Raw genomic sequence first — 20215 nt, forward strand, 5'->3', positions numbered from 1 at the left:
AGCCGGCGGCGTTGGCGGTGGCGTCGCTCCCGCAGGGTGCGGACGTGGCCGTTGCCGCCGATCGGGCCGGCCAAGGCGGGGCCGGGCAGCACCACGCCATCGGAGGTGACCGCAGGCGTCCTTGGCCGCCTCCATATCAGGTCCAGCTGGTTGGGTAAGGTGCGCGAATGGACTTTGACCTGCTTGTTCATGAAGCCTGGCCTGCCTATGAGCAGCGGACGTACGACGGCTGGATCCTTCGCTACGCCGGTGGCGTGACCAAACGCGCGAACTCCGTGCTCGCCCTGGGGCGGCCCGCCGATCTCGCCGGCGCGATCGAGGCGGCCGAGGCCTTCTACGCCGAGAAGGGGCAGCGGAGCGTGTTCTCCGTTGGAGTGGGGGCGATGCCGGGACTCGACGACGAGCTGGCCGCCCGGGGATATGGGGTCGTCGATCCAACCGTGATCATGGTGGGGGACGGCGTGCCGGATCCTGTTCGTCAGGTTCGGGTGGAGGAGCGGCCCTGGCCGGGATGGCTGGAGACCTGGTGGGCCGTGGACGGGCGCTACGCCGAGGGCGTCGAGGCGGCTGAGCGGATCTGCCGAGGGGTGCCCGCCCTGTACGCCGCGGTCGAGGAGGACGGTCGGGCCGTCGCCGTCGGCCGAGGTGTGCCGCAGGGGGAGACGATCGGGATCTACTGCATGGCCACATTGCCCCGGGCTCGCCGCCGTGGGCTGGCCAGGAGCGTGTTGCGTGCTCTCGTACGGCGTAGTGGGGCGCGTACGGCCTATCTGGTGACCACCGCGCCCAACGAGGCGGCCCAGGCCCTGTACCGAAGCGAGGGCTTCGAGGCGCGGGCCCGCTACCACTACAGAGTGAAGTAGGGCCGCGTGAGGTGAGACGGCCTGAGGCGTGACGAAACGGCGGTCCCGGGCCTGCCGGGATCGCCGTTCCGCTTCGTGCAATATGTTGTTATCTCATCACGACCAGCGCCGGTTAGCGCTCGTCGTTGGGGGCCACTGTTGCGGGTTCGCTGAGCCGAGCAGACTCGTCCAGGATGTCGGCGCCCTTATCGCGGAGCGCTGCTATGTGCTGACGCCCGTGATGAGCGCAGAACAGCAGCTCCCCACCCACAGGCAGGGTCGCGCGAATGTAGGCCTGGGCGCCGCAACGGTCGCAACGGTCGAGGGCCGTCAGCGGCTTAACGGGGGCGAGAGCTCCAGTCACGTATCGCCTTTCGGGTCACCCTCGCCGAAGCGAGGATCTGGCGTCAGTCACTTGGACAACATCTAACCGGACGTGGACGTTCCCAATCACTGCCCGGCTACGCCGAGAGCAGAATGTGGCCGGAAGTGATGGAGAGCCGCCGCCTGGTAACACCAAACCTGCCGTCATGGCAAGCTTGTACGCGTGCGTAGGGGAAGAACGATAGGCTACGCACACATGTTCGATGCCTAGTTCGACACTTGGACGTTCGAGACTTAGACGTTCGACGCTTAGACGCAGGGAGCCGGAGTGACGCTAGTGGAGGCGGGTTACACGGCTCGCCACCTGTCGGTGCTTGAGGGGCTGGAAGCGGTCCGCAAGCGCCCTGGCATGTATATCGGGTCAACCGACAGCCGCGGGCTCATGCACTGCCTCTGGGAGATCGTCGACAACGGCGTCGACGAGGCGCTCGCCGGGCACTGCAGCCGCATCGAGGTGGAGCTCTACCCCGACGGCTCCATCGAGGTGCGTGACAACGGCCGCGGCATCCCCGTCGACATCGAGCCCAAGAGCGGCCTGGCCGGTGTCGAGCTCGTCTACACCAAGCTCCACGCCGGCGGTAAGTTCGGCGGCGGCGCCTATGGCGCGTCCGGCGGCCTGCACGGCGTGGGCGCCTCCGTGGTCAACGCCCTGTCCGAGCGCCTCGACGTCGAGGTCGACCTGCACGGCCAGATCCACGAGATCAGCTTTCGCCGCGGCGTTCCCGGCATCTTCGACGGCGACGGCCCGAAGGCCAAGTTCAAGAAGAAGTCCGGCATGCGCGACGGCGGCAAGCTGCCCAAGCAGGTCACCGGCACCAGAGTGCGGTTCTGGGCCGACAAGCAGATCTTCCTGCCCGATGCCGAGGTCTCGCTCGACGAGATCCACGTCCGCCTGCGCCAGACCGCCTTCCTGGTCCCCGGCCTGAGCCTGGCCGTGATCGACAGCAGGCACGAGGAGCGGGCCGAAGAAGAGTTCCACTTCGACGGCGGCATCTCCGAGTTCACCGAGTTCCTGGCCCGCGACGAGGCCGTCTGCGACGTGCTGCGCCTGCAGGGAGTCGGCCACTTCCACGAGACCGTCCCGGTGCTCGACGACCAGGGCCACATGACGCCCACCGAGGTGCAGCGCGAGCTCACCGTCGACGTGGCCGTGCGCTGGGGCAAGGGCTACGACTCGACCGTCCGCTCGTTCGTCAACGTCATCGCCACCCCCAAAGGCGGCACCCACCTCACCGGCTTCGAACGCGGCCTGGCCCGCACGATCAACGAACTGCTGCGCGAGACCCGTCTGCTGAAGAACGGCGACGACCCGGTCAGGGGAGAGGACATCTCCGAGGGCCTGACCGGAGTCGTCACGGTTCGGGTGCCGGAGCCGCAGTTCGAGGGCCAGACCAAGGAGGTGCTGGGCACCTCGGCGGCCACCCGCATCGTCTCCCACGTGGTCTCCCGCGAGCTCAAGGAGCTGTTCGCCAATCCGCCGCGCGGCTACAAGCAGCCCCTGCGCGCCGTGCTGGAGAAGATCGTCGCCGCGGCCAAGGCCCGCATCGCGGCCCGCGAGCACCGCGACAACCAGCGCCGCAAGAGCGCCCTGGAAAACTCCGCGCTCCCCGCCAAGCTCGTCGACTGCCGCAGCGACGACATCGACCGCAGCGAGCTGTTCATCGTCGAGGGCGACTCCGCGCTGGGCACCGCCAAGCTGGCCCGCGACTCGGAGTTCCAGGCCCTCCTGCCGATCCGCGGCAAGATCCTCAACGTGCAGAAGGCGTCCGTGAGCGACATGCTCAAGAACGCCGAGTGCGCCGCGATCATCCAGGTGGTCGGCGCGGGCTCCGGCCGCTCCTTCGACATCGAGGCGGCCCGCTACGGCAAGGTCATCCTGATGGCCGACGCCGACGTCGACGGCGCCCACATCCGCTGCCTGCTGCTGACCCTCTTCCACCGCTACATGCGGCCCATGGTCGAAGCGGGCCGGGTGTTCGCCGCGGTCCCGCCGCTGCACCGCATCGAGCTCACCAACCCCGGCCGGGGCAAGGAGAAGTACATCTACTGCTACTCCGACGCCGAGCTGCAGAAGGTGCTGCGCGACCTGGAGCGACGCGGCCGGCGCTGGAAGGACCCGGTGCAGCGCTACAAGGGTCTGGGCGAGATGGACGCCGACCAGCTCGCGGAGACCACGATGGACCCCCGCCACCGCATCCTGCGCCGCGTCCGCATCGAGGACGCGGAGACGGCGGAGGGGATCTTCAGCCTGCTGATGGGGAGCGACGTGGCTCCGCGCCGCGAGTTCATCGTCAACAGCGCCGCCGAAGTCGACCGCGACCATATTGACGCCTGAATCATCTTTTTTGGGCTTTCTTTTACGGCAGGCACGGTAAGCCCCAGACGCCGTAGCGGGCTGGGGTCTGTCCAGGGGCACGCTCCTCCGGTGGAGCGGGTCGGGCGCCGTGACGTGCGCATGGTTGACCGTGGCTTCCGTGTGGTTGAGTCCCTGATGCTCAACAGACCGCAGCATGGCCCGCCGAGCCATTCAGCGCACCCAGGACCTGCCCAGCACGCCTCAGAGCCGCCCAGGCCCGTTCAGCCAGCTCCCGTTCCTCAGAGTCGTAGCTTCGAGGCTGCCCAGGCCGGTTCAGCCCTCAGGGCCTTACTCAGGCCGCTCAACTCAGCGCGCCCGAGCTCGCCCATGCCCTCAGCGCTCTGCTCGGCGGCTCTGTTCGCCTCCTCTCACTAGTCTGGGCCGCACGCTGGGCATTTTCTGGGCATAATGCTGGGCTTTCTATGGGCATCGCGGGATGCTGAAGCCATGACAGTTACGAGCGCGACTCGGGGCCTCGTCACCGACGACGCTTTGTCCGCCGAGGTGCGGGCGTTGCTGCGTGCTGGGATGCCGATCCGCGCCCCGCAGTGCGGGCCTGCCCTGCTAGCCCTGCCCGGCGTGCGAGCCCGCGCCCGCGCCGAGAACCGGGCCAGCCGCGCCCAGGCCCTGGACTTTCGCCGTCTGCACCGACCACGGCCCCTACTCCACCAGCGTGACCGCTGACGGCGGCTGCTACCTGGATCTGGCCACCCTGTACCGGAACCTGGTCAAGGAACGCATGGCCATGCGTGACCCGGTCACCCTGCCGGTCATGGTCAAGGGCGGCGACTGGGCGTATGGCTGCCAGCTTGTCGACGAAGCCTTCGCCCTGCTGCCCGGCCTGGCCCCACCGCCGCGCATCTTCACCCCGATGGTGCTCACCGACACCGGCGCCAAACTGTCCAAATCGCTGATCCGCGACGGCAAGATACCGCCGCCGCCCGGCGCCCGCGACTGGATGCTGGACATCACCACCTGGCCCGGCGACACCGATTCCTTCGTCGACGCCATGGTCTGGCTGGTCGGCAAGATGCTCACCGACCCCAAACACTTCTACCGCAGCTACACCACCCAGGAACTGGATCGCATCATGACCGCCCGCCCCGCGAGCTCCACGGGCGTGCGCGCCCGCGAGATGAACCTCTACCGCCGCTACTTCGACCTGGTCGCCACCGGGCGCAAGACCATCGAAGTCCGTGTGCAATACCCCAACTTGCGCAACCTCGCCGCTGGAGACCGCATCCGCTTCGTCTGCGGCCGCGACGACGCCCTCACCCGCGTCAAACGCGTCGCCCGCTACACCAGCTTCGAAGAGATGCTCGACTCCGAAGGCGCCGCCAACGTGAACCCCGACAGCCCCCGTGAGCAGCAACTGGCCAACATCCGCCGGATCTACGGCCCGGAAAAGGAAGCGCTCGGCGTGCTGGCCATCGAGATCGAGCTCATCGAACCCGTCACCGCGTGAGACAAGCGTCCTGCCCTCACCACGAGGATGGCCCACACACCGCGCGCGGGCCATCGCTTGCGCCCACCGCTGTCATGGTGCCGACCTCAGCGGGGAGCCTTCAAATGGGTCGCAAGGTGCTGGTGTCCAGGACTGGCCACAGGTTGGTGATCTGGTTGTCCTTGAGTTCGAAGATGACGCAGGCCCTGATCTCCAGGGGCTGGTTTGTTGGTGGTACGCCGAAGAAGGTGCCGGTGTGGGTGCCCCTCAGGGTCCATCTGGTGGCGACTTTGTTGTCTTCTGCGATCATGTCCTGGACGTCGAAGTGCATGTCTGGGAGGGCTGAGCGGATGTGGGTGGAGATCTGCTTGACGCGCTCCGGGCCGGGTGGGTCGTCGGGGTCGGTGGAGAGGGTGCTGGCGATGATCTCGTCGGCTACGTCCAACCGGCCCTGGTTGAGCACCTCGTCGTACAGGCGCATGACGACGTCCTTCATCGGGATATCCTTCCGATTGGCTAGTTACTAGAGATGCTTATCTCTAGTTTTCCTAGATATTTGAAAAGCTAGAGAATTTGGTGGGCGATGTCAAGACGTGCGACCTTGGTGACCGCGTTGCTCGAAGCGCTGCGCAAGACCAACGTGCTTTCGGTCTCGATGAGTCAGGCGGCCGCGGGGCGCATCGGCATCAACACCACCGATCTCCACTGCCTCAACCTGTTGAGTGAAGGGGCCCTGACGGCCAGCGAATTGGCGCGGCGGGCCGGGATCACCACCGCGTCCGTCACCGGGGTCATCGATCGGCTCGAATCGGTGGGGTATGTGCGGCGGGAGCGGGACGACGCCGATCGGCGGAAGGTCGTGGTGACGCTCGTGCTGGAGCGGGCGGCGGTGGACGTGGCACCGGTGTTCACGCCGCTGATCAAGGCGTGGCGGGCTTCGTTGAGTGATTACAGCGATGAGCAGCTTGAGGTGATCACCGACTTCATGAACAAGACGCAGGCCGTGTTCCAGGACGAGGTCGAGCAGATGCGCTCCGGGCCGTCGAGCTGATCTCCGCCCTCGACACCTCCAGGCACGCTGGGCCCGTCCGGAGGCGCTGGGTCCGCGCGCGGACATGCTGAGCCTGCGCGGACATGCTGGGCTCGTGCCGACGCGCCGAGCTCGCCCGGACATGCCGAAGGGGGCCGGGAGAGCCCGGCCCCCTTCGGGGTTTCAGGTGGTCAGCGCCAGTAGATGACTGTCAGGGTCGGGGGCTTGACGCCCTCGTCCTTGTTCTCCGACGCGGCGAAGGCGCGCCAGTTGGTGGCCTCCGTCTCGTTGGCGCCCTTCAACTGGACGCCGTAGTTGGCGGCGCCCGAGGCCCAGGCCTTGGCCATGGTGGTCACCGGCCACGCCAGGTAGCCGGCGCCCCCGGCGCACGGTGCGGTCCAGGTTCGGCCGCGGCCCGCGCGGTTCGTCGCCTGGCCCTGTGTGGTGGTGCTGGGCTTGTTGTCCCAGTTCAGGTCGGTCTCGTCCCACGGGCTGGTGATCCGCTGGGCGGTGAGGCCGGAGCCCACGCTGAGGCCGCAGGCGTTCGTCTCCAGGTTCCACAGCGCCATGTTGGCGAATATGACCCGCTTGCCGGTCAGCTTGTGGGTGTCGAACTTGACCAGGCTGCGCATGACGTCGCCACCCTGGCCGTTCTCCCATGGCATGGTTCCCGCGATGATCATCGGGTCGCCGGGGTGCGAGGCCCAGGAGGTGGCGACGTCGGTGTCCGTCACGCTCGGCAGCGTGATCACCGGGTCGACGGTCACCGGGTAGACGCGCGACGGGTCCGCCAGGAACTTGGCGTCCGGCTTGAGCACGAGAACCTTGGTGCCGTTCTGCGTCTCGACCGTGGTGTCGATCTTCGAGAGCGAGTCGCCGCGAGGCTTGCCGTGGCCCTTCGAGTCCCACATGACCGGCTGCGGCCCGGCGGCGACCACCTGGTCACCGGCCGTACTGGTCAGGAGAAGGCGGCCGTCGGCCGACTCGGACAGATCGACGCCTTCGGTCTGTACGGGAATGCGGAGCTCCAGCGGGCCGGAGGGCTTCTCGCGCAGAACGACGTCGTGACGGAATCCCGTCGGCAGGACGGTGACGACGAGGTCGGCCCCCGGGCCCGCCGCGTCGGTGAAAGTTGCGACGTTCGCCTTGACGACCGGCTTGGGCAGCGCGGTCGGCCACTTGAGTGCGAACACGCGGCCGTTGTCGTCGGTCATCTTCGCCAGCGTGCCCTCGCCGCCGTTGGAGACCTCGACCTGGGCGCGTGAGGCGCGCGGCTTCAGTACCGCGCCATCGGCGACGAGTGAGGTGTCGATGGGCACCCACTGGCCGTTCTGCTGCACCTGGGACGGGCCCGAGGTGATGGTCGCGGTGAAGCTGCCGTCGGGGTTGGCGACGGTGGTGCTGGACTCGTCCGACAGGCTCGGCACGGGTACGGGCTGGCCGTCGGCGGCGGCCTGGGCCGACGCGACGTCCTCGGCGCTCTGGCCGGTGGCGGCCAGAGCGGCGGAGGCCGGGATGGCCGTGGCGGCGGTGAGCACGGTCACGGCGCTGAGCCCGAGGGCCAGGCGGCCCATGGAACGGTTGAGAGACTTACGCAAAATCAACGTCCTAACAATCGATGGGTGTGGAGTAGCGCGAATGCGCTGACTTCAGGGCGTCGGGCGGGGGACTGGCCCCCGGCGACGATCACCGATCGTTAGGCGGCACCGGATTGATCGTTAACATGAATCCCCGTTTCTTTCGCGGCGACAAGATCGCCGACGGGTCACAGGGATATCACAGGCAACAGCACGGCAAAGTAAGAGACCGCTCGGGTGCGATATTTCTCACAAAACGCAGAGTTATCGGGTCAAGCGGAGAGTCATTCCAGGGCGACCGGCAGCAGTTCGCCCGTGTGCACGTCGTAGATCGCGCCGCCCACCGGCAGCCCCGGCGGCAGGAAGGGCGAGGAGCGGATCCGCGTGAGGTCGTGGCGCAGGGCCGCGCCCTGGTCGGGGACGGTGTGGAACTCCAGGCTGCGGGTGTCGACGCCGTGCCGCTGGGTGAGCTCGTGTACATCGGCGTCGGTGACCTTCGACATGCCGCAGTCGGTGTGGGGCATCACCAGGACGCGTTCCACGCCGAGCAGGTAGACGGCCAGGACGAGGGTGCGCAGGACGTCGTCCGTCACGCGCGCGCCCGCGTTCCGCAGGATCTTCGCGTCGCCCGCCTCCAAGCCCAGTAGGCCAAGGGGGTCGATGCGGGAGTCCATGCAGGTCACCACGCCGAGTCCGCGAGCGGCCCGGCCGGTCAGTTCGGAATTCCGGAATTTAGCAGCATATTTCGCATTGGCGGAAATCAGGTCATCGAACTGGCTCATGTGACAGATGATCCCTCACATCCGTTTCGTGGTGGTTTCCGGGGTGGCGACACGGCTGAAGTTGCCCAAGGTCCCACGCACGACGCTCACTTTGCGTGATGATGTCGTAGCCCAACGTATGAACAGTCCAGTGTGTGACCGAAGAAGGATGTCGTGAGTAGGTCCGAATCGCTCGCCGCGTACCTGCGTACCCAGGCCTGGCGCCGCCTCGACCGTGTGGAGACCCGAGACGACGGCCTCAACGCGAAGTGCGCGCTGGCGCTCCTCGACGCGGCCGCCTACTCGGGCGGCCTGCCCGACGACGACCCGCTCATCGTGCTGCTCGACCAGGCAGGCTGCTTCGGGCCGCTGGGCTGTGACGACTTCGACCCCGGAGAGGCCGGCTTCCGGCTGATTCGGGGCTGGCAGGGCGAGCCCCACGAACTCCTGCTCGCCCTGCCGGCCGCCATCGCCACCTCCGCCTGACACCCGGCTGCGGTCAGGCGGGCGCGTTGCCCGGCTTCCACTTGATGCCGCAGCCGAGCGACGGGTTCTGCTCCTCGCTCACCGGGTCGCCCGTCAGCAGGGCGTCGATCGCCGCGCGCAGCGAGGAACCCGTCACCGGTACGGAGTTGCCGGGCCGGGCATCGTCGAACTCGCCGCGGTACGCCAGCCGGAACGAGGCGTCGTACAGGAAGAAGTCGGGCGTGCACGCCGCCCGATACGCCTTGGCCGTCTCCTGCGTCTCGTCGAGCAGGTAGGGGAACGGGAAGCCCGCCCGCGCCGCCTGCTCGGCCAGGTGTGTCGGGTCGTCGTCGGGGTAGTTCACGCTGTCGTTGCTGCAGATGGCGACCATCGACAGTCTGGGCCCGTAGTCGGCGGCCAGGGTGCTGAGGCCGTGCTCGATGCGCCGCACGTAGGGGCAGTGGTTCGACAGGAACGCCACGAGGATGGCGGGCGAATCCTTGAGATCCGCGAGCGAGACGCTGCCGCCGTGGATCGCGGTCAGCTGGAAATCGGGCGCTGGAGAGCCGAGTGGGACCATGAACGAGTTGGCAGCCATGGCATCCATTGTCGCTGCTGGCCCCGACGAAACCGTCGGTGGCCATCGGTATGAGAGTCTCGGAGGTAGGTAGTGAACGGCATCGCGGAGTTCCGGACCACGGTCCTTGATTGTGCCCATCCGATGGAGCTGGCTCAGTTCTATTCGCGGTTGCTGGGCTGGCCCATCCTGGAGGGGTCCGACGAGGAGTGGGCCGTCGTCACCAACGGGGGCTCGCCCGCGCGGGTGGCCTTCCAGGCCGTCGACGATTACCGGCCGCCGGTCTGGCCCGGTGCGGAGCATCCTCAGCAGATGCACATCGACGTGACGGTCGGCGACATGGACAAGGCCGAGGCCCAGGTGCTGGAGATCGGTGCCACCAAGCACGAGCACCAGCCGAGCGAGGACGATTCCTTCCGCGTCTTCCTCGACCCGGCCGGCCACACGTTCTGCCTCTGCAGGGACGTCTGACAGACCGCCTCTGCGAGGACGCCTGACGGACGAGTGGACCGGCTTCTGGCGTGCCGGCGCCAGAAGCCGGTCCTTGGGTCAGTGGGCCCGCCGTCTTGCGTCAGCAGGTCTACCGCTCCGCGTCAGCGGGCCGCCTGTGTCAGCAGTTCCACCGCCTTGCGTACGTTGCCGGCCGCCAGTTCGTGGTCGGCCGACGCCTGCAGGTCGGGCCGTCTGCCGGTGGCCTGGGCGACGTCCCTGGCCACCGAGACGACGGCGTCGTCCTGCGCGTACGCGTCCGTCTTCGAACGGTCGAGCAGCGCCGCCGCCGTGCCGATCGCCCCCAGCACGACGCGGGTGTCCCGCACCGATCCGTCGGCGTTCCAGTTGTTGCCCAGCAGCGCCACCAGCAGCGCCGCCGAAGCCGCCCTGGAGGCTCCGTCGCCGCCGGCGAGCCGGTCGTAGGCCGCCTTGAGCCGGTCGCGGGCCCGGTCGGTACGCAGCCCCCAGCCGTACGGGTAGAGCGGGTCGTAGGCCGCGTCGCCCACGTTGATCGGCAGCTGCTCCGCCGTACGGAACCAGGTGAAGGGCAGCCGCCCCGTGTACGGCACGGCCCCGAACAGCGGGTCGGCCACGCCGGCGCCCTCGGTGCCCGGCAGCCATGACGCCACCAGCGCCTTGACCTTGGACAGGTCGCCCAGCAGCAGCGGGCGGCCGGAGACGACCAGCACGGCGCACTTCATCGCCCCGCACACCCGGTCGATCGCGGCCCGGTCGGCGGCCGACAGGTCGAGCGTGTGCCCGTTGACACCGACGTCGCCCTGGCCCTCGGCGTACGGCTTCTCGCCCACCACCACGACGCCCACGTCATGCCCGGTCAGCGGCGCGGAGGCGTCGGCCGAGTAGGTGACGGAGGCCGCCCGCCCGCGGATGGCCGACAGGATCGTGGTGCCCTGCGTGATGGGCCCGGACGAGCCCTGCCAGGTGATCGTCCAGCCGCCGCTCTGGTTGCCGAGGTCGTCGGCGTTGGATCCGGCGACGTACACCTTGGCGTCGCGGCGCAGCGGCAGCAGCCGGTCCTCGTTCTTCAGCAGCACCTGCGACTTCGCGGCGGCCGTACGGGCCACCGCGCGGTGGGCTGCCGAGCCGACGTCGCCGATGCCGGAGCGGTCGGCGTACGGGTGCTCGAACAGGCCGAGCCGGAACTTCTGCGTCAGGATCCTGGAGACCGCGTCGTCGATCCGCGCCATGGGCACCCCTCCGGCCGCGATCTCGGCCTTGAGCGTGCTCGTGAACAGCGGGTACGCGTACGGCACCATGATCATGTCGAGCCCGGCGTTGATCGAGGTACGCACGTCGCTCGGGTAGTCGCCGGGGATCTGGTCGATGGCCTGCCAGTCGCTGATCACGAAGCCCTTGAAGCCGAGCCGGCCCTTGAGCACGTCGGTGATCAGCTCCTTGTGCGCGTGCATCTTGAGCGGCCCCTGGCCGAAGTCGACGCTGGAGAACGACGGCATGACGCTGCCCACGCCGCGCTTGACCGCCTCGGCGAAGGGCGCCAGGTGGATGGCCGCCAGCTGTTCTCTGGTGAGCTGGGTGACGCCCTGGTCGATCTTGTAGTCGCCGGTCGAGGAGCCGTACGTGGTGCCGCCGTCGCCGACGTAGTGCTTGGCCGTGGCCAGCACGCCGTTGTCCTGCAGGCCGTCGATGATCGTGGTCAGCCGCGAGACCAGCGCCGGGTCCTCGCCGAACGACTCGTAGGCACGTCCCCACCGGTCGTCCCGCGACACGCACAGGCACGGCGCGAAGTCCCACGGAATGCCCGTGGCCTTGACCTCTTTCGCCGTGACCTCGCCCGCCCGCTCGACCAGGTCGGCGTCGCGGGTGGCGCCGAGGCCGACGTTGTGCGGGAAGATCGTCGCACCGACCACGTTGTTGTGCCCGTGGACCGCGTCGACGCCGTAGATCAGCGGAATCTGCAGCCGCGTCTGCTGGGCGCGCAGCTGGAAGCCGTCGATCATGTCGGCCCACGCCTTGGGCGTGTTGGTCGGTGGGGTGGAGCCGCCGCCCGACAGCAGCGAGCCGAGCAGGTAGGTGGCGATGTCGTTCTGCGAGCCGAGCGCGCCGCGTTCGGCCTGCGTCATCTGGCCGACCTTCTCCTCGGTGCTCATCCGGCCGAGCAGGTCGGCGACCCGCTGCTTGACGGGCTTACGAGCGTCGAGGTACGGCAGGCCGTGCGCGTTGATCACGATGGCCGGGGTCTCGGCCGGGGGTCTGGTGCCCGTGCCGGACAGCTCGATCGGGATGGTCTCGGCGACCTCGGCCGCGCCGTCGGCCAGCGTCTTGACCGTGAACGCCTTGGCCGAGCCCGAGGCGGTGCCCGCGGGGAAGGTCAGCGTGCCCTCTACCGGCGTGTAGTCCTGGCCCGGTGTGGCCGTGCCGGTGCCGGTGCGGTAGCCGACGGCCAGGTCGGCGGGGAGCGGGCCGCCGGTGGCGGTGGTGACCGAGACGCGTACCTCGGCCGTGCCCTTCTCGTTCACCGGGTAGACCGGCTTGTCCGTGGCCAGGCGTACCGGCCGGGGCGGGGCGGTGCCGTAGACCTGCACGTCGTCCCAGAACAGGGTGCCGGACGCGGCGGGGAGCCGCATCGAGTAGCCCCACATGGCGACCAGGTCGAGCTGCCCGTCGGTGGGGGCGCCGCCCGGCTGGTAGTCGGCGCGGCGAGTGAAGCTGGCGAACGGCACCTGCACCTGCCGCCATCCGGCCGTGTCGTCGGTGAAGGACGACTCGAACAGCTCGGCGCTGCCCGCTCCGCCGCCGCCGTCCTTGATCTCGAAGAACACCTTCTGCCCGGATCCGGTGCCCTTGACCCAGAAGGAGAACCCTTCGTAGGCGGACCAGTCCTGGGCGGTCGTCAGATCGTGGGACCAGCCGCCCCACTGGCTCACGGTGTAGACCGCTTTGAGCACGCGGTTGGTCGCGGGGGCGCCGGGCCTCGTCGGGTCGGGCTCCACGGCCAGCGCCGGGGTCGAGGCGGTGTCGTTGCCCCAGGCGGAGACGCCTGCGGGCAGGGTCGCGGACTCGAAGTCGGTGACGGTCAGCGGTTCGGCGGCAGCCTGGGCCGGAGGTGCGGTGACCAGAGCGGCTACCAGAGCCACCGCCGCCCATAACGGGGTCCTTAATCGGAACACGGTTCCTCCCAAGAGAAGAGAGAGCGCTCTCTCCTAGAGGGGATCGTGTCACGAGAGGGATTTATAACAACCCCCGTCAACCCGTGTGATGCCGCCCGGCTGTCGTGAGCCGGGCGGCCCGCACGCTAGAACAGTGGCGTTTCATCTTCCGGCTGAGCGGGTTCGGCCGGTTCGGCCGGTTCGGCCGGGCCCGCCCCGAGGGCGCCGCCGACGGCGCCGATGGTGTTGGTGAGGCGGACACCCGAGCCGTCGCGGCGCCCGATCTCGTCCGGCAGCGGCACCGGCTTGCCCACCGAGGACACCGCCTTGGCCGGCGCGGGCCCCACCCAGGCCAGCAGCAGCACGTCTTCGCCCTTGAGGAAGCGCTGGGCCCGGACTCCGCCGGTGGCCCGGCCCTTGGCGGGGAACTCCGCGTAGTCCGACACCTTGCCGCCCCCGACCTGGGTCCCCGGCAGGGCGGTGGACGAGCCCGCCACCGTCACCACCTGGGACGGACGTGACGGATCGACCACGCCGAACCAGACCACCCGGGCCGCGTCGTCGAGCCGGATGCCCGCCATGCCGCCCGCCGGACGTCCCTGCGGGCGTACCTGCGAGGCCGGGAAACGCAGCAGCTGCGCGTCGGAGGAGACGAAGACCAGGTCGTGGTCCTCGGATTCGAGCTCCACGGCGCCCACCACGGTGTCGCCCTCCTTGAGGGTGATCACCTCGAAGTCGTCGCGGTTGGCCGGATAGTCGGGGACGACCCGCTTGACCACGCCCTGCGCGGTGCCGACGGCCAGGCCGGGGCCGTCGGGGTCGAGTGAGCCGAGCCCGACGACCGTCTCGTCCGGTTCGAGTGCGACGAACTCGGAGACGGGATGGCCGCCCGACAGCGACGGCGGGTTGGCGGAGGGCGGCAGCGTGGGCAGATCGACCACCGCGACGCGGATCAACCGGCCCGCCGACGTCACCACGCCGACCTCACCCCTGACGGTGGTGCGGACCACGGAGACCAGTACGTCGTGCGCGGATCGCTCGTCCCCGCCCGACAGCGGCGAGGCGTCGGAGGTGCGGGCCAGCAGCCCGGTGGAGGACAGCATCGCCAGGCACGGGTCGTCGGCCACCTGAAGGTCCACCACCGCCGCCGCCGTGCGGGGCGTGCCCGACGCCTCCAGCAGGACGGTCCGGCGCGGCGTGCCGTACTTCTTGGCCACGTCGGCCAGCTCGCCCGAGACCACCTGGCGCAGGCGGGTGTCCGACGACAGGATCCCGGTCAGTTCGGCGATCTCGTCGGAGAGCGTCTGCTTCTCGCGGTCGAGCTCCAGCTTGTCGAAGCGGGTCAGGCGGCGCAGCGGTGTGTCGAGGATGTAGGCGGCCTGGATGTCGCTCAGGTCGAAGACCTCCATCAACCGCGCGCGCGCCTGCGCCGAGTCGTCGGAGGTGCGGATGACCTGGATGACCTCGTCGATGTTGAGCAGCGCGATGATGAGGCCGTCGACCAGGTGCAGGCGTTCCTCGCGCTTGCGGCGGCGGAACTCCGAGCGGCGGCGCACGACCTCGAGCCGGTGCTCCACGTAGACGCGCAGCAGCTCACGCAGGCCCAGCGTGCGCGGCTCGCCGTCGACGAGCGCCACGTTGTTGATGCCGAAGGTCTCCTCCATCGGCGTCAGCCGGTAGAGCTCCTCCAGCACGGCCTCGGGGATGAAGCCGTTCTTGATCTCGATGACCAGGTGCAGGCCCTTGTGCCGGTCGGTGAGGTCCTTGAGGTCGGCGATGCCCTGCAGCTTCTTGCTGTTGACCAGCTCTTTGATCTTGGCGACGACCCGCTCGGGGCCGACGTTGTAGGGCAGCTCGGTGACGACGAGGCCCTTGCGGCGCGGCGTGATCTGGTCGACCCTGCACTTGGCCCGCATGCGGAACGTGCCGCGGCCGCTCTCGTAGGCGTCGCGGATGCCCTGCAGGCCGATGATCGAGCCGCCGGTGGGCAGGTCGGGGCCGGGCACGAAGCGCATGAGCTCGTCGAGCCCCGCGTCGGGCTTCTTGATCAGGTGGCGGGCGGCGGCCACGATCTCGGTGAGGTTGTGCGGCGCCATGTTGGTCGCCATACCGACCGCGATGCCGGTCGTGCCGTTGACCAGCAGGTTGGGGAAGGCCGACGGCATGACCGTGGGCTCGGTCTCCTGCCCGTCGTAGTTGGGCTTGAAGTCGACCGTGTCCTCGTCGAGCGACTCGACCATCAGCATGGCCGCCGGGGCCAGCCTGGCCTCGGTGTAACGCATGGCGGCCGGCGAGTCGTCGGGAGAGCCGAAGTTGCCGTGGCCGTCGGCCAGGGGCAGGCGCATCGAGAACGGCTGCGCCAGCCGGACGAGGGCGTCGTAGATCGCGCCGTCGCCGTGCGGGTGGAGCTTGCCCATCACGTCGCCGACCACCCGCGAGCACTTGACGTGGCCGCGTTCGGGACGCAGGCCCATCTCGCTCATCGAATAGAGGATGCGCCGCTGCACGGGCTTGAGACCGTCGCGCGCGTCGGGCAGCGCGCGCTGGTAGATCACCGAGTAGGCGTACTCGAGATAGCTTGCGCGCATTTCCGAGGAGACGTCGATGTCGACGATCCGCTCCTCGAAGTCCTCGGGTGGGGGTGCAGTCGTACGTCGGGCCATGTCGAACATTGTGCCGAAGAAAGTTGAGTGCCCGCGACGCATCGGCCACGCCGGGCCGAAAGAGTGTGCTTGACCAAGCAATTGCTTGGGGCTTACGTTCGGAAATGAAAGCGGCAGACTCGCTTCCGGAGGCATCATGATCGAGTTCCATCCCGTGACCAAGCACATCGGCGCCGAGGTGACAGGCGTGGACCTGCGAAAGCCGCTGTCCCAGGAACAGGTGGAGACCCTGCGGGCCGGTTGGCTGAAGTACCTCGTGCTGTTCTTCCGGGACGCGGAACTCGACGACGAGCAGCATCTGCAGTTCGCCCTGAACTTCGGCACGCTCAACCACCCGGCCTTCAAGAAAGACAGCGCCAGCCCGATCCACGTACTCGACCAGACCGACCCCAAAGGGGAGGGCGGCGACGAATGGCACAGCGACAACACCTTCGAGCCGACGCCGCCCATGGGATCGCTGCTGCGCTGCGTCCAGCTGCCGAGCGTGGGCGGCGACACGTGCTGGGCCAACACCTACCTGGCCTACGAGACGCTCTCCCCGCCGCTGCAGCGGCTCTGCGACGAGCTCACGGCGGTGCACGACATCACGATGTCGATGAAGAAGGCCATCTCCAAGGGGCATCCGTTCGATCTGGCGGAGGTCCAGGCGAAGTGGCCGCCGCTCGAACGTCCCGTCGTACGCGTACACCCCGAGACCGGGCGCAAGGCGCTGTTCGTGAACCGGGCGTCCACGACCCGGCTGGTGGGGCTGTCCGATCGGGAGAACGAGGCGTTGCTGCCCATGCTGATCGACCACATACGGTCGCCCGAGTATCAGCTGCGGCTCCGCTGGCGTCCGGGCACACTGGCGTTCTGGGACAACCGCCCCACGCAGCACTACGCGGTGGCCGACTACACCGAGCGCCGCCGCATGCACCGGGTCACGATCAACGCCTTCCCCGAACATCAATAGCGGCATTTCTGTTACGGCACAGCCGCACCCACCTGACACAGACCACCACCGCCCGAACCACTGGCGCCACCGGCCAAGAATGCGCACGTAACGGCGCCTGGCCCGGTGCGGGCTCAGCGGCCGTTTTCCTGGAGGCCCTCAGCCACGTACGGCGGGTGGCGGTGGGTGCGGCTTGCCGTAACGGATGGAAGGGGTTTGTCCGGCCCGTAACTAAGCGGCTGGGCGCCAAAAGTCGGTGGGAGGTGGTAACAAGGAGCACATGATTGACGCCCCAGACGCCGAGATGTTGCGTGAAGAGGCTGAGACCCGGCTGCGGGCGCTCGCCGGTGAGCACGCTCGGCTGCGCGATGACCAGTGGGCCGCCATCGAGGCGCTGGTCATCGACCGGCGGCGGTGCCTCGTCGTCCAGCGCACCGGCTGGGGCAAGTCGGCCGTCTACTTCGTGGCCACCGCCCTGCTGCGCGAGCTCGGCGACGGCCCCACCGTCATCGTCTCGCCACTGCTCGCCCTGATGCGCAACCAGATCGCCGCCGCCGAGCGGGCCGGGATCCGGGCCGTCACCATCAACTCGGCCAATCCCGAGGCGTGGGAGGAGATCTACGGGCAGGTGGCCGACGGGGAGATCGACGTGCTGCTCGTCAGCCCCGAGCGGCTCAACAACCCCGACTTCCGCGATAATGTGCTGCCCGAGCTGGCCGAGAGCGCGGGCCTGGTGGTGGTCGACGAGGCACACTGCATCTCCGACTGGGGGCACGACTTCCGGCCCGACTACCGCAGGCTCGCCACGCTGTTCAACGAGCTGCCGCCGGGCATCCCGGTGCTCGCCACCACGGCCACGGCCAACGCGCGGGTCACCCGGGACGTGGCCGAGCAGATGGGCGAGGGCACGCTGGTCCTGCGGGGGCCGCTGGAGCGGGAGAGCCTGCACCTGAGCGTCGTGCGGCTGCCGACCGCCGAGCAGCGGCTGGCGTGGCTGTCCCAGGCGTTGCGCGAGCTGCCCGGCTCCGGGATCGTCTACACGCTGACCGTGGCCGCGGCCCATGAGATCGCCGGATACCTGCGCGACCAGGGATATGAGGTGGCCTCCTACTCCGGGCAGACCGATCCCGCCGAGCGGCTGGCCGCCGAGGAGGCGCTGCTCAACAACAAGATCAAGGCACTGGTGGCGACGAGCGCGCTCGGGATGGGCTTCGACAAGCCCGATCTCGGGTTCGTCGTCCACGTGGGGGCGCCGCAGTCGCCCGTCGCCTACTACCAGCAGGTCGGCCGGGCCGGGCGTGGCGTCGAACGGGCCGAGGTCATCCTGCTGCCCGGCACCGAAGACCGCGATATCTGGGCTTATTTCGCCTCGCTGGCCTTCCCGCCGGAGCCGGTGGTGCGGACCACGCTCCAGGCGCTCGAAGAGCGGGGCGTGCTCTCCACCCCCGCGCTGGAGACGGCCGTCGACCTCAGCCGGGGGCGGCTGGAGATGATGCTGAAGGTCCTCGACGTCGACGGCGCCGTCCGCAGGGTCAAGGGCGGCTGGGAGGCGACCGGCGAGCCGTGGGACTACGACGCCGAGCGCTACGCCCGCATCGCCGGCGAGCGCAAGGCCGAGCAGGAGGCCATGCTCGGCTATCTGACCACGACCGAGTGCCGCGAACGCTACCTGCGCGGCCACCTCGACGACGAGACGGCCGGCCCGTGCGGCAGGTGCGACAACTGCACCGGCGAGCACCGCTCGCCGCAGATCGCCGAGCAGGCCGTGGCGGGCGCCCGCGAGCGGCTGACCAGGCCCGGCGTCGAGATCGACGCGCGCAGGCAGTGGCCGACCGGCCTGGCCGACCTGTCCGGCCGCATCAAGCCGGAGCTCGGCGCCGAGCCGGGCCGGGCGCTCGGGCGGCTCACCGACATCGGCTGGGGCAACCGGCTGCGCGAGCTGTTCAACGGCGCCGACGGGCCGATGAGCGACGACATGTTCAAGGCCGTGATCCAGGTCCTGTCCGCCTGGGACTGGCGGGAGCGGCCCGTCGCCGTGGTCAACGTGCCGTCCACATCGCGGCCCCTGCTCGTGCGCGGCTTCGCCGAGCGGCTCGCGCAGGTCGGGCGGCTGACCTACCTGGGCGAGCTCGGCTACCGCGACGGATCGCCGGGCAAGCAGTTCAACAGCGCCAAGCGGGTGCGGGCGGTCAGGGCGACACTGGCCATGCCAAAGGAGGTCGGCGCCGCCATCGCCGCGTGCGGCGGTCCCGTCCTGCTGATCGACGACCGCATCGACACCGGCTGGACGATGACGCTCGCCGCCGCGCTCGTCCGCCACGCGGGCGCCCCGGCCGTGCTACCGCTGGCCTTGGCGACGGTCAGCTGACGCCCATCGCCACCAGGGCCTTGCTGCCGCCGACCCTGGTGACGGTCAGCCGACGCCCAACCGCAGGCCGGTGCCGGCGGTCAGCTGACGCACATCGTCGCCAGGTCATAGCCGCCGTAGACCGGGCTGACGTGCACGTTGGTCGCCTTCGATAAGGATTCTTACGATAAAGGGCACCGGAAAGATCGCACTAGAGGCGCGGGCGCGCTCCCAGATGAACGATCGCCTTGGCCGCCAGGCGGCAGCCGTCCGTCAGCGCCTCGGCCGGCGGCTTGCCTTCCAGCCACGGTGGCAGGAACCCGGCGCAGAACGCGTCGCCCGCCCCCGTGCCGTCGACGATCCGGTCGACCGGATCGGCGTTGACCCGGATCGGCTCCGAGCGGCTGTTGCCGAACCAGAGCGCGCCCTCGTCGTTCATCTTGATCACGACCTGCGGGAACCAGGCGGTGAGCACCTTGGCCGCGGCCTCGGGATCATCGCGGCCGGTCAGCACCTTCGCCTGGTCGACGTTGGCGAACAGCAGTTTGACCCCGTTGGTCCACTCCAGGAACGGCTCGGCACCCGTACGCTCCAACGGCGCGGACGACGAGCAGTCGACCGAGATGGACATCCCGGAGCGGCGAGCCATGTCGAGCGCGGCCAGCCCCGCGTCGCGGGACCCCTCGTTGATCAGGGTGTAGCCGGACAGATGCAGATGACCGCCGCCGAACAGGTCACGCGGCAGATCCTCCGGCGAGAGCGCCGCGTTGGCACCCGGGTCGGAGAGCATGGTCCGCTCACCCTTGTGCGTGACGAGCACCACGCAGGTGCCGGTCGGCCGCTCAGGATCCATGACAAGCCGGGCGTCAACGCCGTAACCCATCAGCTCCATGTCACGGTTGCGACCGGTGATGTCGGCGCCCCGGCGGCCGATGAAGGCCACCTCGGCACCCTCGACGGCCAGCCAGGAGGCGATGTTCGCCCCTGATCCACCGCCGTGCATCGTCACGATCGCCGGGGTGTCGCTCGCCCTGGCGAGTGCATAACGGGCGCGCGCGACCGCGTCGGTCATGAGATCGCCCACCACGACGACCCGCGTCATGATGCCACCACCTTGCTGCCTTCAGAACGAGCCTGGCCACGGCAAAACTAACAGCTTCCGGCCTGCCCGTGGGGCGGACCCCGGACACAGGGGGGCAGTCGATGCACAAGCGTTGC

Annotated in this window: 17 protein-coding genes; 9 read left to right on the top strand and 8 right to left on the bottom strand. The window is 69.1% G+C overall.

Features of this window, described 5'->3' with window-relative positions; translation table 11 throughout:
- Positions 1-167 precede the first annotated feature (167 nt).
- A complete protein-coding gene (locus AB0H88_RS25645) occupies positions 168-863 on the top strand; it encodes a GNAT family N-acetyltransferase (protein WP_357648515.1) in 696 nt (231 codons plus the stop codon).
- A 112-nt stretch (positions 864-975) separates the two neighbouring features.
- Here the strand turns inward: AB0H88_RS25645 and AB0H88_RS25650 are convergent, their stop codons facing one another.
- Positions 976-1206, bottom strand: a complete 231-nt coding sequence (locus AB0H88_RS25650; protein WP_357648517.1) for a hypothetical protein — start codon at positions 1204-1206, stop codon at positions 976-978.
- A 288-nt stretch (positions 1207-1494) separates the two neighbouring features.
- Between AB0H88_RS25650 and AB0H88_RS25655 the strand changes: the two genes are divergently transcribed.
- The 3 genes from AB0H88_RS25655 to AB0H88_RS25665 all read left to right on the top strand — a co-directional run bounded on the left by AB0H88_RS25655 (position 1495) and on the right by AB0H88_RS25665 (position 5047).
- Positions 1495-3561, top strand: coding sequence for a DNA topoisomerase IV subunit B (locus AB0H88_RS25655; RefSeq protein ID WP_357648519.1), 2067 nt, complete (start codon positions 1495-1497; stop codon positions 3559-3561).
- Between the two features lie 468 nt (positions 3562-4029).
- Complete coding sequence (locus tag AB0H88_RS25660) at positions 4030-4266, top strand: hypothetical protein (protein ID WP_357648521.1); 237 nt, start codon at positions 4030-4032, stop codon at positions 4264-4266.
- Positions 4256-5047 (top strand): ASCH domain-containing protein, encoded by a 792-nt coding sequence (locus AB0H88_RS25665; protein WP_357648522.1) that lies wholly within the window; start codon positions 4256-4258, stop codon positions 5045-5047. Before AB0H88_RS25660 ends, AB0H88_RS25665 begins: the two co-directional genes overlap by 11 nt.
- A gap of 100 nt (positions 5048-5147) precedes the next feature.
- Here AB0H88_RS25665 and AB0H88_RS25670 read toward each other — a convergent pair whose 3' ends face one another.
- Positions 5148-5522: an ester cyclase gene (locus AB0H88_RS25670; RefSeq protein ID WP_357648524.1), complete on the bottom strand. Its 375-nt coding sequence runs from the start codon at positions 5520-5522 to the stop codon at positions 5148-5150.
- Positions 5523-5630: 108 nt separating this feature from the next.
- On the opposite strand from AB0H88_RS25670, the gene AB0H88_RS25675 reads away from it, so the two are divergent.
- Positions 5631-6077 carry a MarR family transcriptional regulator gene (locus AB0H88_RS25675; RefSeq protein WP_357648526.1) on the top strand — a complete coding sequence of 149 codons (447 nt, stop codon included), beginning with the start codon at positions 5631-5633 and terminating at the stop codon, positions 6075-6077.
- Positions 6078-6247: 170 nt separating this feature from the next.
- Here AB0H88_RS25675 and AB0H88_RS25680 read toward each other — a convergent pair whose 3' ends face one another.
- A complete protein-coding gene (locus AB0H88_RS25680; protein WP_357648528.1) occupies positions 6248-7654 on the bottom strand; it encodes a DNRLRE domain-containing protein in 1407 nt (468 codons plus the stop codon).
- A gap of 263 nt (positions 7655-7917) precedes the next feature.
- The gene (locus AB0H88_RS25685; protein WP_357648529.1) at positions 7918-8415 is read right to left on the bottom strand and encodes a carbonic anhydrase; all 498 of its coding nucleotides are present in this window, start codon (positions 8413-8415) and stop codon (positions 7918-7920) included.
- A 153-nt stretch (positions 8416-8568) separates the two neighbouring features.
- Here AB0H88_RS25685 and AB0H88_RS25690 point away from each other — a divergent pair, with 153 nt between their 5' ends.
- Positions 8569-8880 (top strand): hypothetical protein, encoded by a 312-nt coding sequence (locus AB0H88_RS25690; protein ID WP_357648530.1) that lies wholly within the window; start codon positions 8569-8571, stop codon positions 8878-8880.
- Between the two features lie 13 nt (positions 8881-8893).
- On the opposite strand, the gene AB0H88_RS25695 is transcribed toward AB0H88_RS25690, so the two are convergent.
- Positions 8894-9457, bottom strand: a complete 564-nt coding sequence (locus AB0H88_RS25695) for a thioredoxin family protein (protein ID WP_357648532.1) — start codon at positions 9455-9457, stop codon at positions 8894-8896.
- A gap of 72 nt (positions 9458-9529) precedes the next feature.
- Here AB0H88_RS25695 and AB0H88_RS25700 point away from each other — a divergent pair, with 72 nt between their 5' ends.
- Positions 9530-9907: a VOC family protein gene (locus tag AB0H88_RS25700; RefSeq protein WP_357648534.1), complete on the top strand. Its 378-nt coding sequence runs from the start codon at positions 9530-9532 to the stop codon at positions 9905-9907.
- Between the two features lie 122 nt (positions 9908-10029).
- Here AB0H88_RS25700 and AB0H88_RS25705 read toward each other — a convergent pair whose 3' ends face one another.
- Positions 10030-13077: a glycoside hydrolase family 3 N-terminal domain-containing protein gene (locus AB0H88_RS25705; RefSeq protein WP_357648536.1), complete on the bottom strand. Its 3048-nt coding sequence runs from the start codon at positions 13075-13077 to the stop codon at positions 10030-10032.
- A 125-nt stretch (positions 13078-13202) separates the two neighbouring features.
- On the bottom strand, positions 13203-15728 hold the full coding sequence (locus tag AB0H88_RS25710) for a DNA topoisomerase IV subunit A (RefSeq protein WP_357648538.1): 2526 nt from the start codon (positions 15726-15728) through the stop codon (positions 13203-13205).
- A 127-nt stretch (positions 15729-15855) separates the two neighbouring features.
- Here AB0H88_RS25710 and AB0H88_RS25715 point away from each other — a divergent pair, with 127 nt between their 5' ends.
- Both AB0H88_RS25715 and AB0H88_RS25720 read left to right on the top strand, forming a co-directional pair.
- Positions 15856-16671 (top strand): TauD/TfdA family dioxygenase, encoded by an 816-nt coding sequence (locus AB0H88_RS25715; protein ID WP_357648540.1) that lies wholly within the window; start codon positions 15856-15858, stop codon positions 16669-16671.
- Between the two features lie 259 nt (positions 16672-16930).
- Complete coding sequence (locus AB0H88_RS25720) at positions 16931-19018, top strand: ATP-dependent DNA helicase RecQ (RefSeq protein WP_357648542.1); 2088 nt, start codon at positions 16931-16933, stop codon at positions 19016-19018.
- 190 nt (positions 19019-19208) lie between these two features.
- Here the strand turns inward: AB0H88_RS25720 and AB0H88_RS25725 are convergent, their stop codons facing one another.
- Positions 19209-20099 carry a sugar kinase gene (locus AB0H88_RS25725; RefSeq protein WP_357648544.1) on the bottom strand — a complete coding sequence of 297 codons (891 nt, stop codon included), beginning with the start codon at positions 20097-20099 and terminating at the stop codon, positions 19209-19211.
- Positions 20100-20215 lie beyond the last annotated feature (116 nt).

The organism is Nonomuraea sp. NPDC050680 (genome assembly GCF_040654555.1).
GTDB lineage: Bacteria > Actinomycetota > Actinomycetes > Streptosporangiales > Streptosporangiaceae > Nonomuraea.

Coding starts and splice junctions, on each gene's coding strand:
- AB0H88_RS25695 (WP_357648532.1), bottom strand. CDS start 9,457: ATGGCTGCCAACTCGTTCATGGTCCCACTCGGCTCTCCAGCGCCCGAT.
- AB0H88_RS25720 (WP_357648542.1), top strand. CDS start 16,931: ATGATTGACGCCCCAGACGCCGAGATGTTGCGTGAAGAGGCTGAGACC.
- AB0H88_RS25660 (WP_357648521.1), top strand. CDS start 4,030: ATGACAGTTACGAGCGCGACTCGGGGCCTCGTCACCGACGACGCTTTG.
- AB0H88_RS25710 (WP_357648538.1), bottom strand. CDS start 15,728: ATGTTCGACATGGCCCGACGTACGACTGCACCCCCACCCGAGGACTTC.
- AB0H88_RS25670 (WP_357648524.1), bottom strand. CDS start 5,522: ATGAAGGACGTCGTCATGCGCCTGTACGACGAGGTGCTCAACCAGGGC.
- AB0H88_RS25725 (WP_357648544.1), bottom strand. CDS start 20,099: ATGACGCGGGTCGTCGTGGTGGGCGATCTCATGACCGACGCGGTCGCG.
- AB0H88_RS25685 (WP_357648529.1), bottom strand. CDS start 8,415: ATGAGCCAGTTCGATGACCTGATTTCCGCCAATGCGAAATATGCTGCT.
- AB0H88_RS25715 (WP_357648540.1), top strand. CDS start 15,856: ATGATCGAGTTCCATCCCGTGACCAAGCACATCGGCGCCGAGGTGACA.
- AB0H88_RS25645 (WP_357648515.1), top strand. CDS start 168: ATGGACTTTGACCTGCTTGTTCATGAAGCCTGGCCTGCCTATGAGCAG.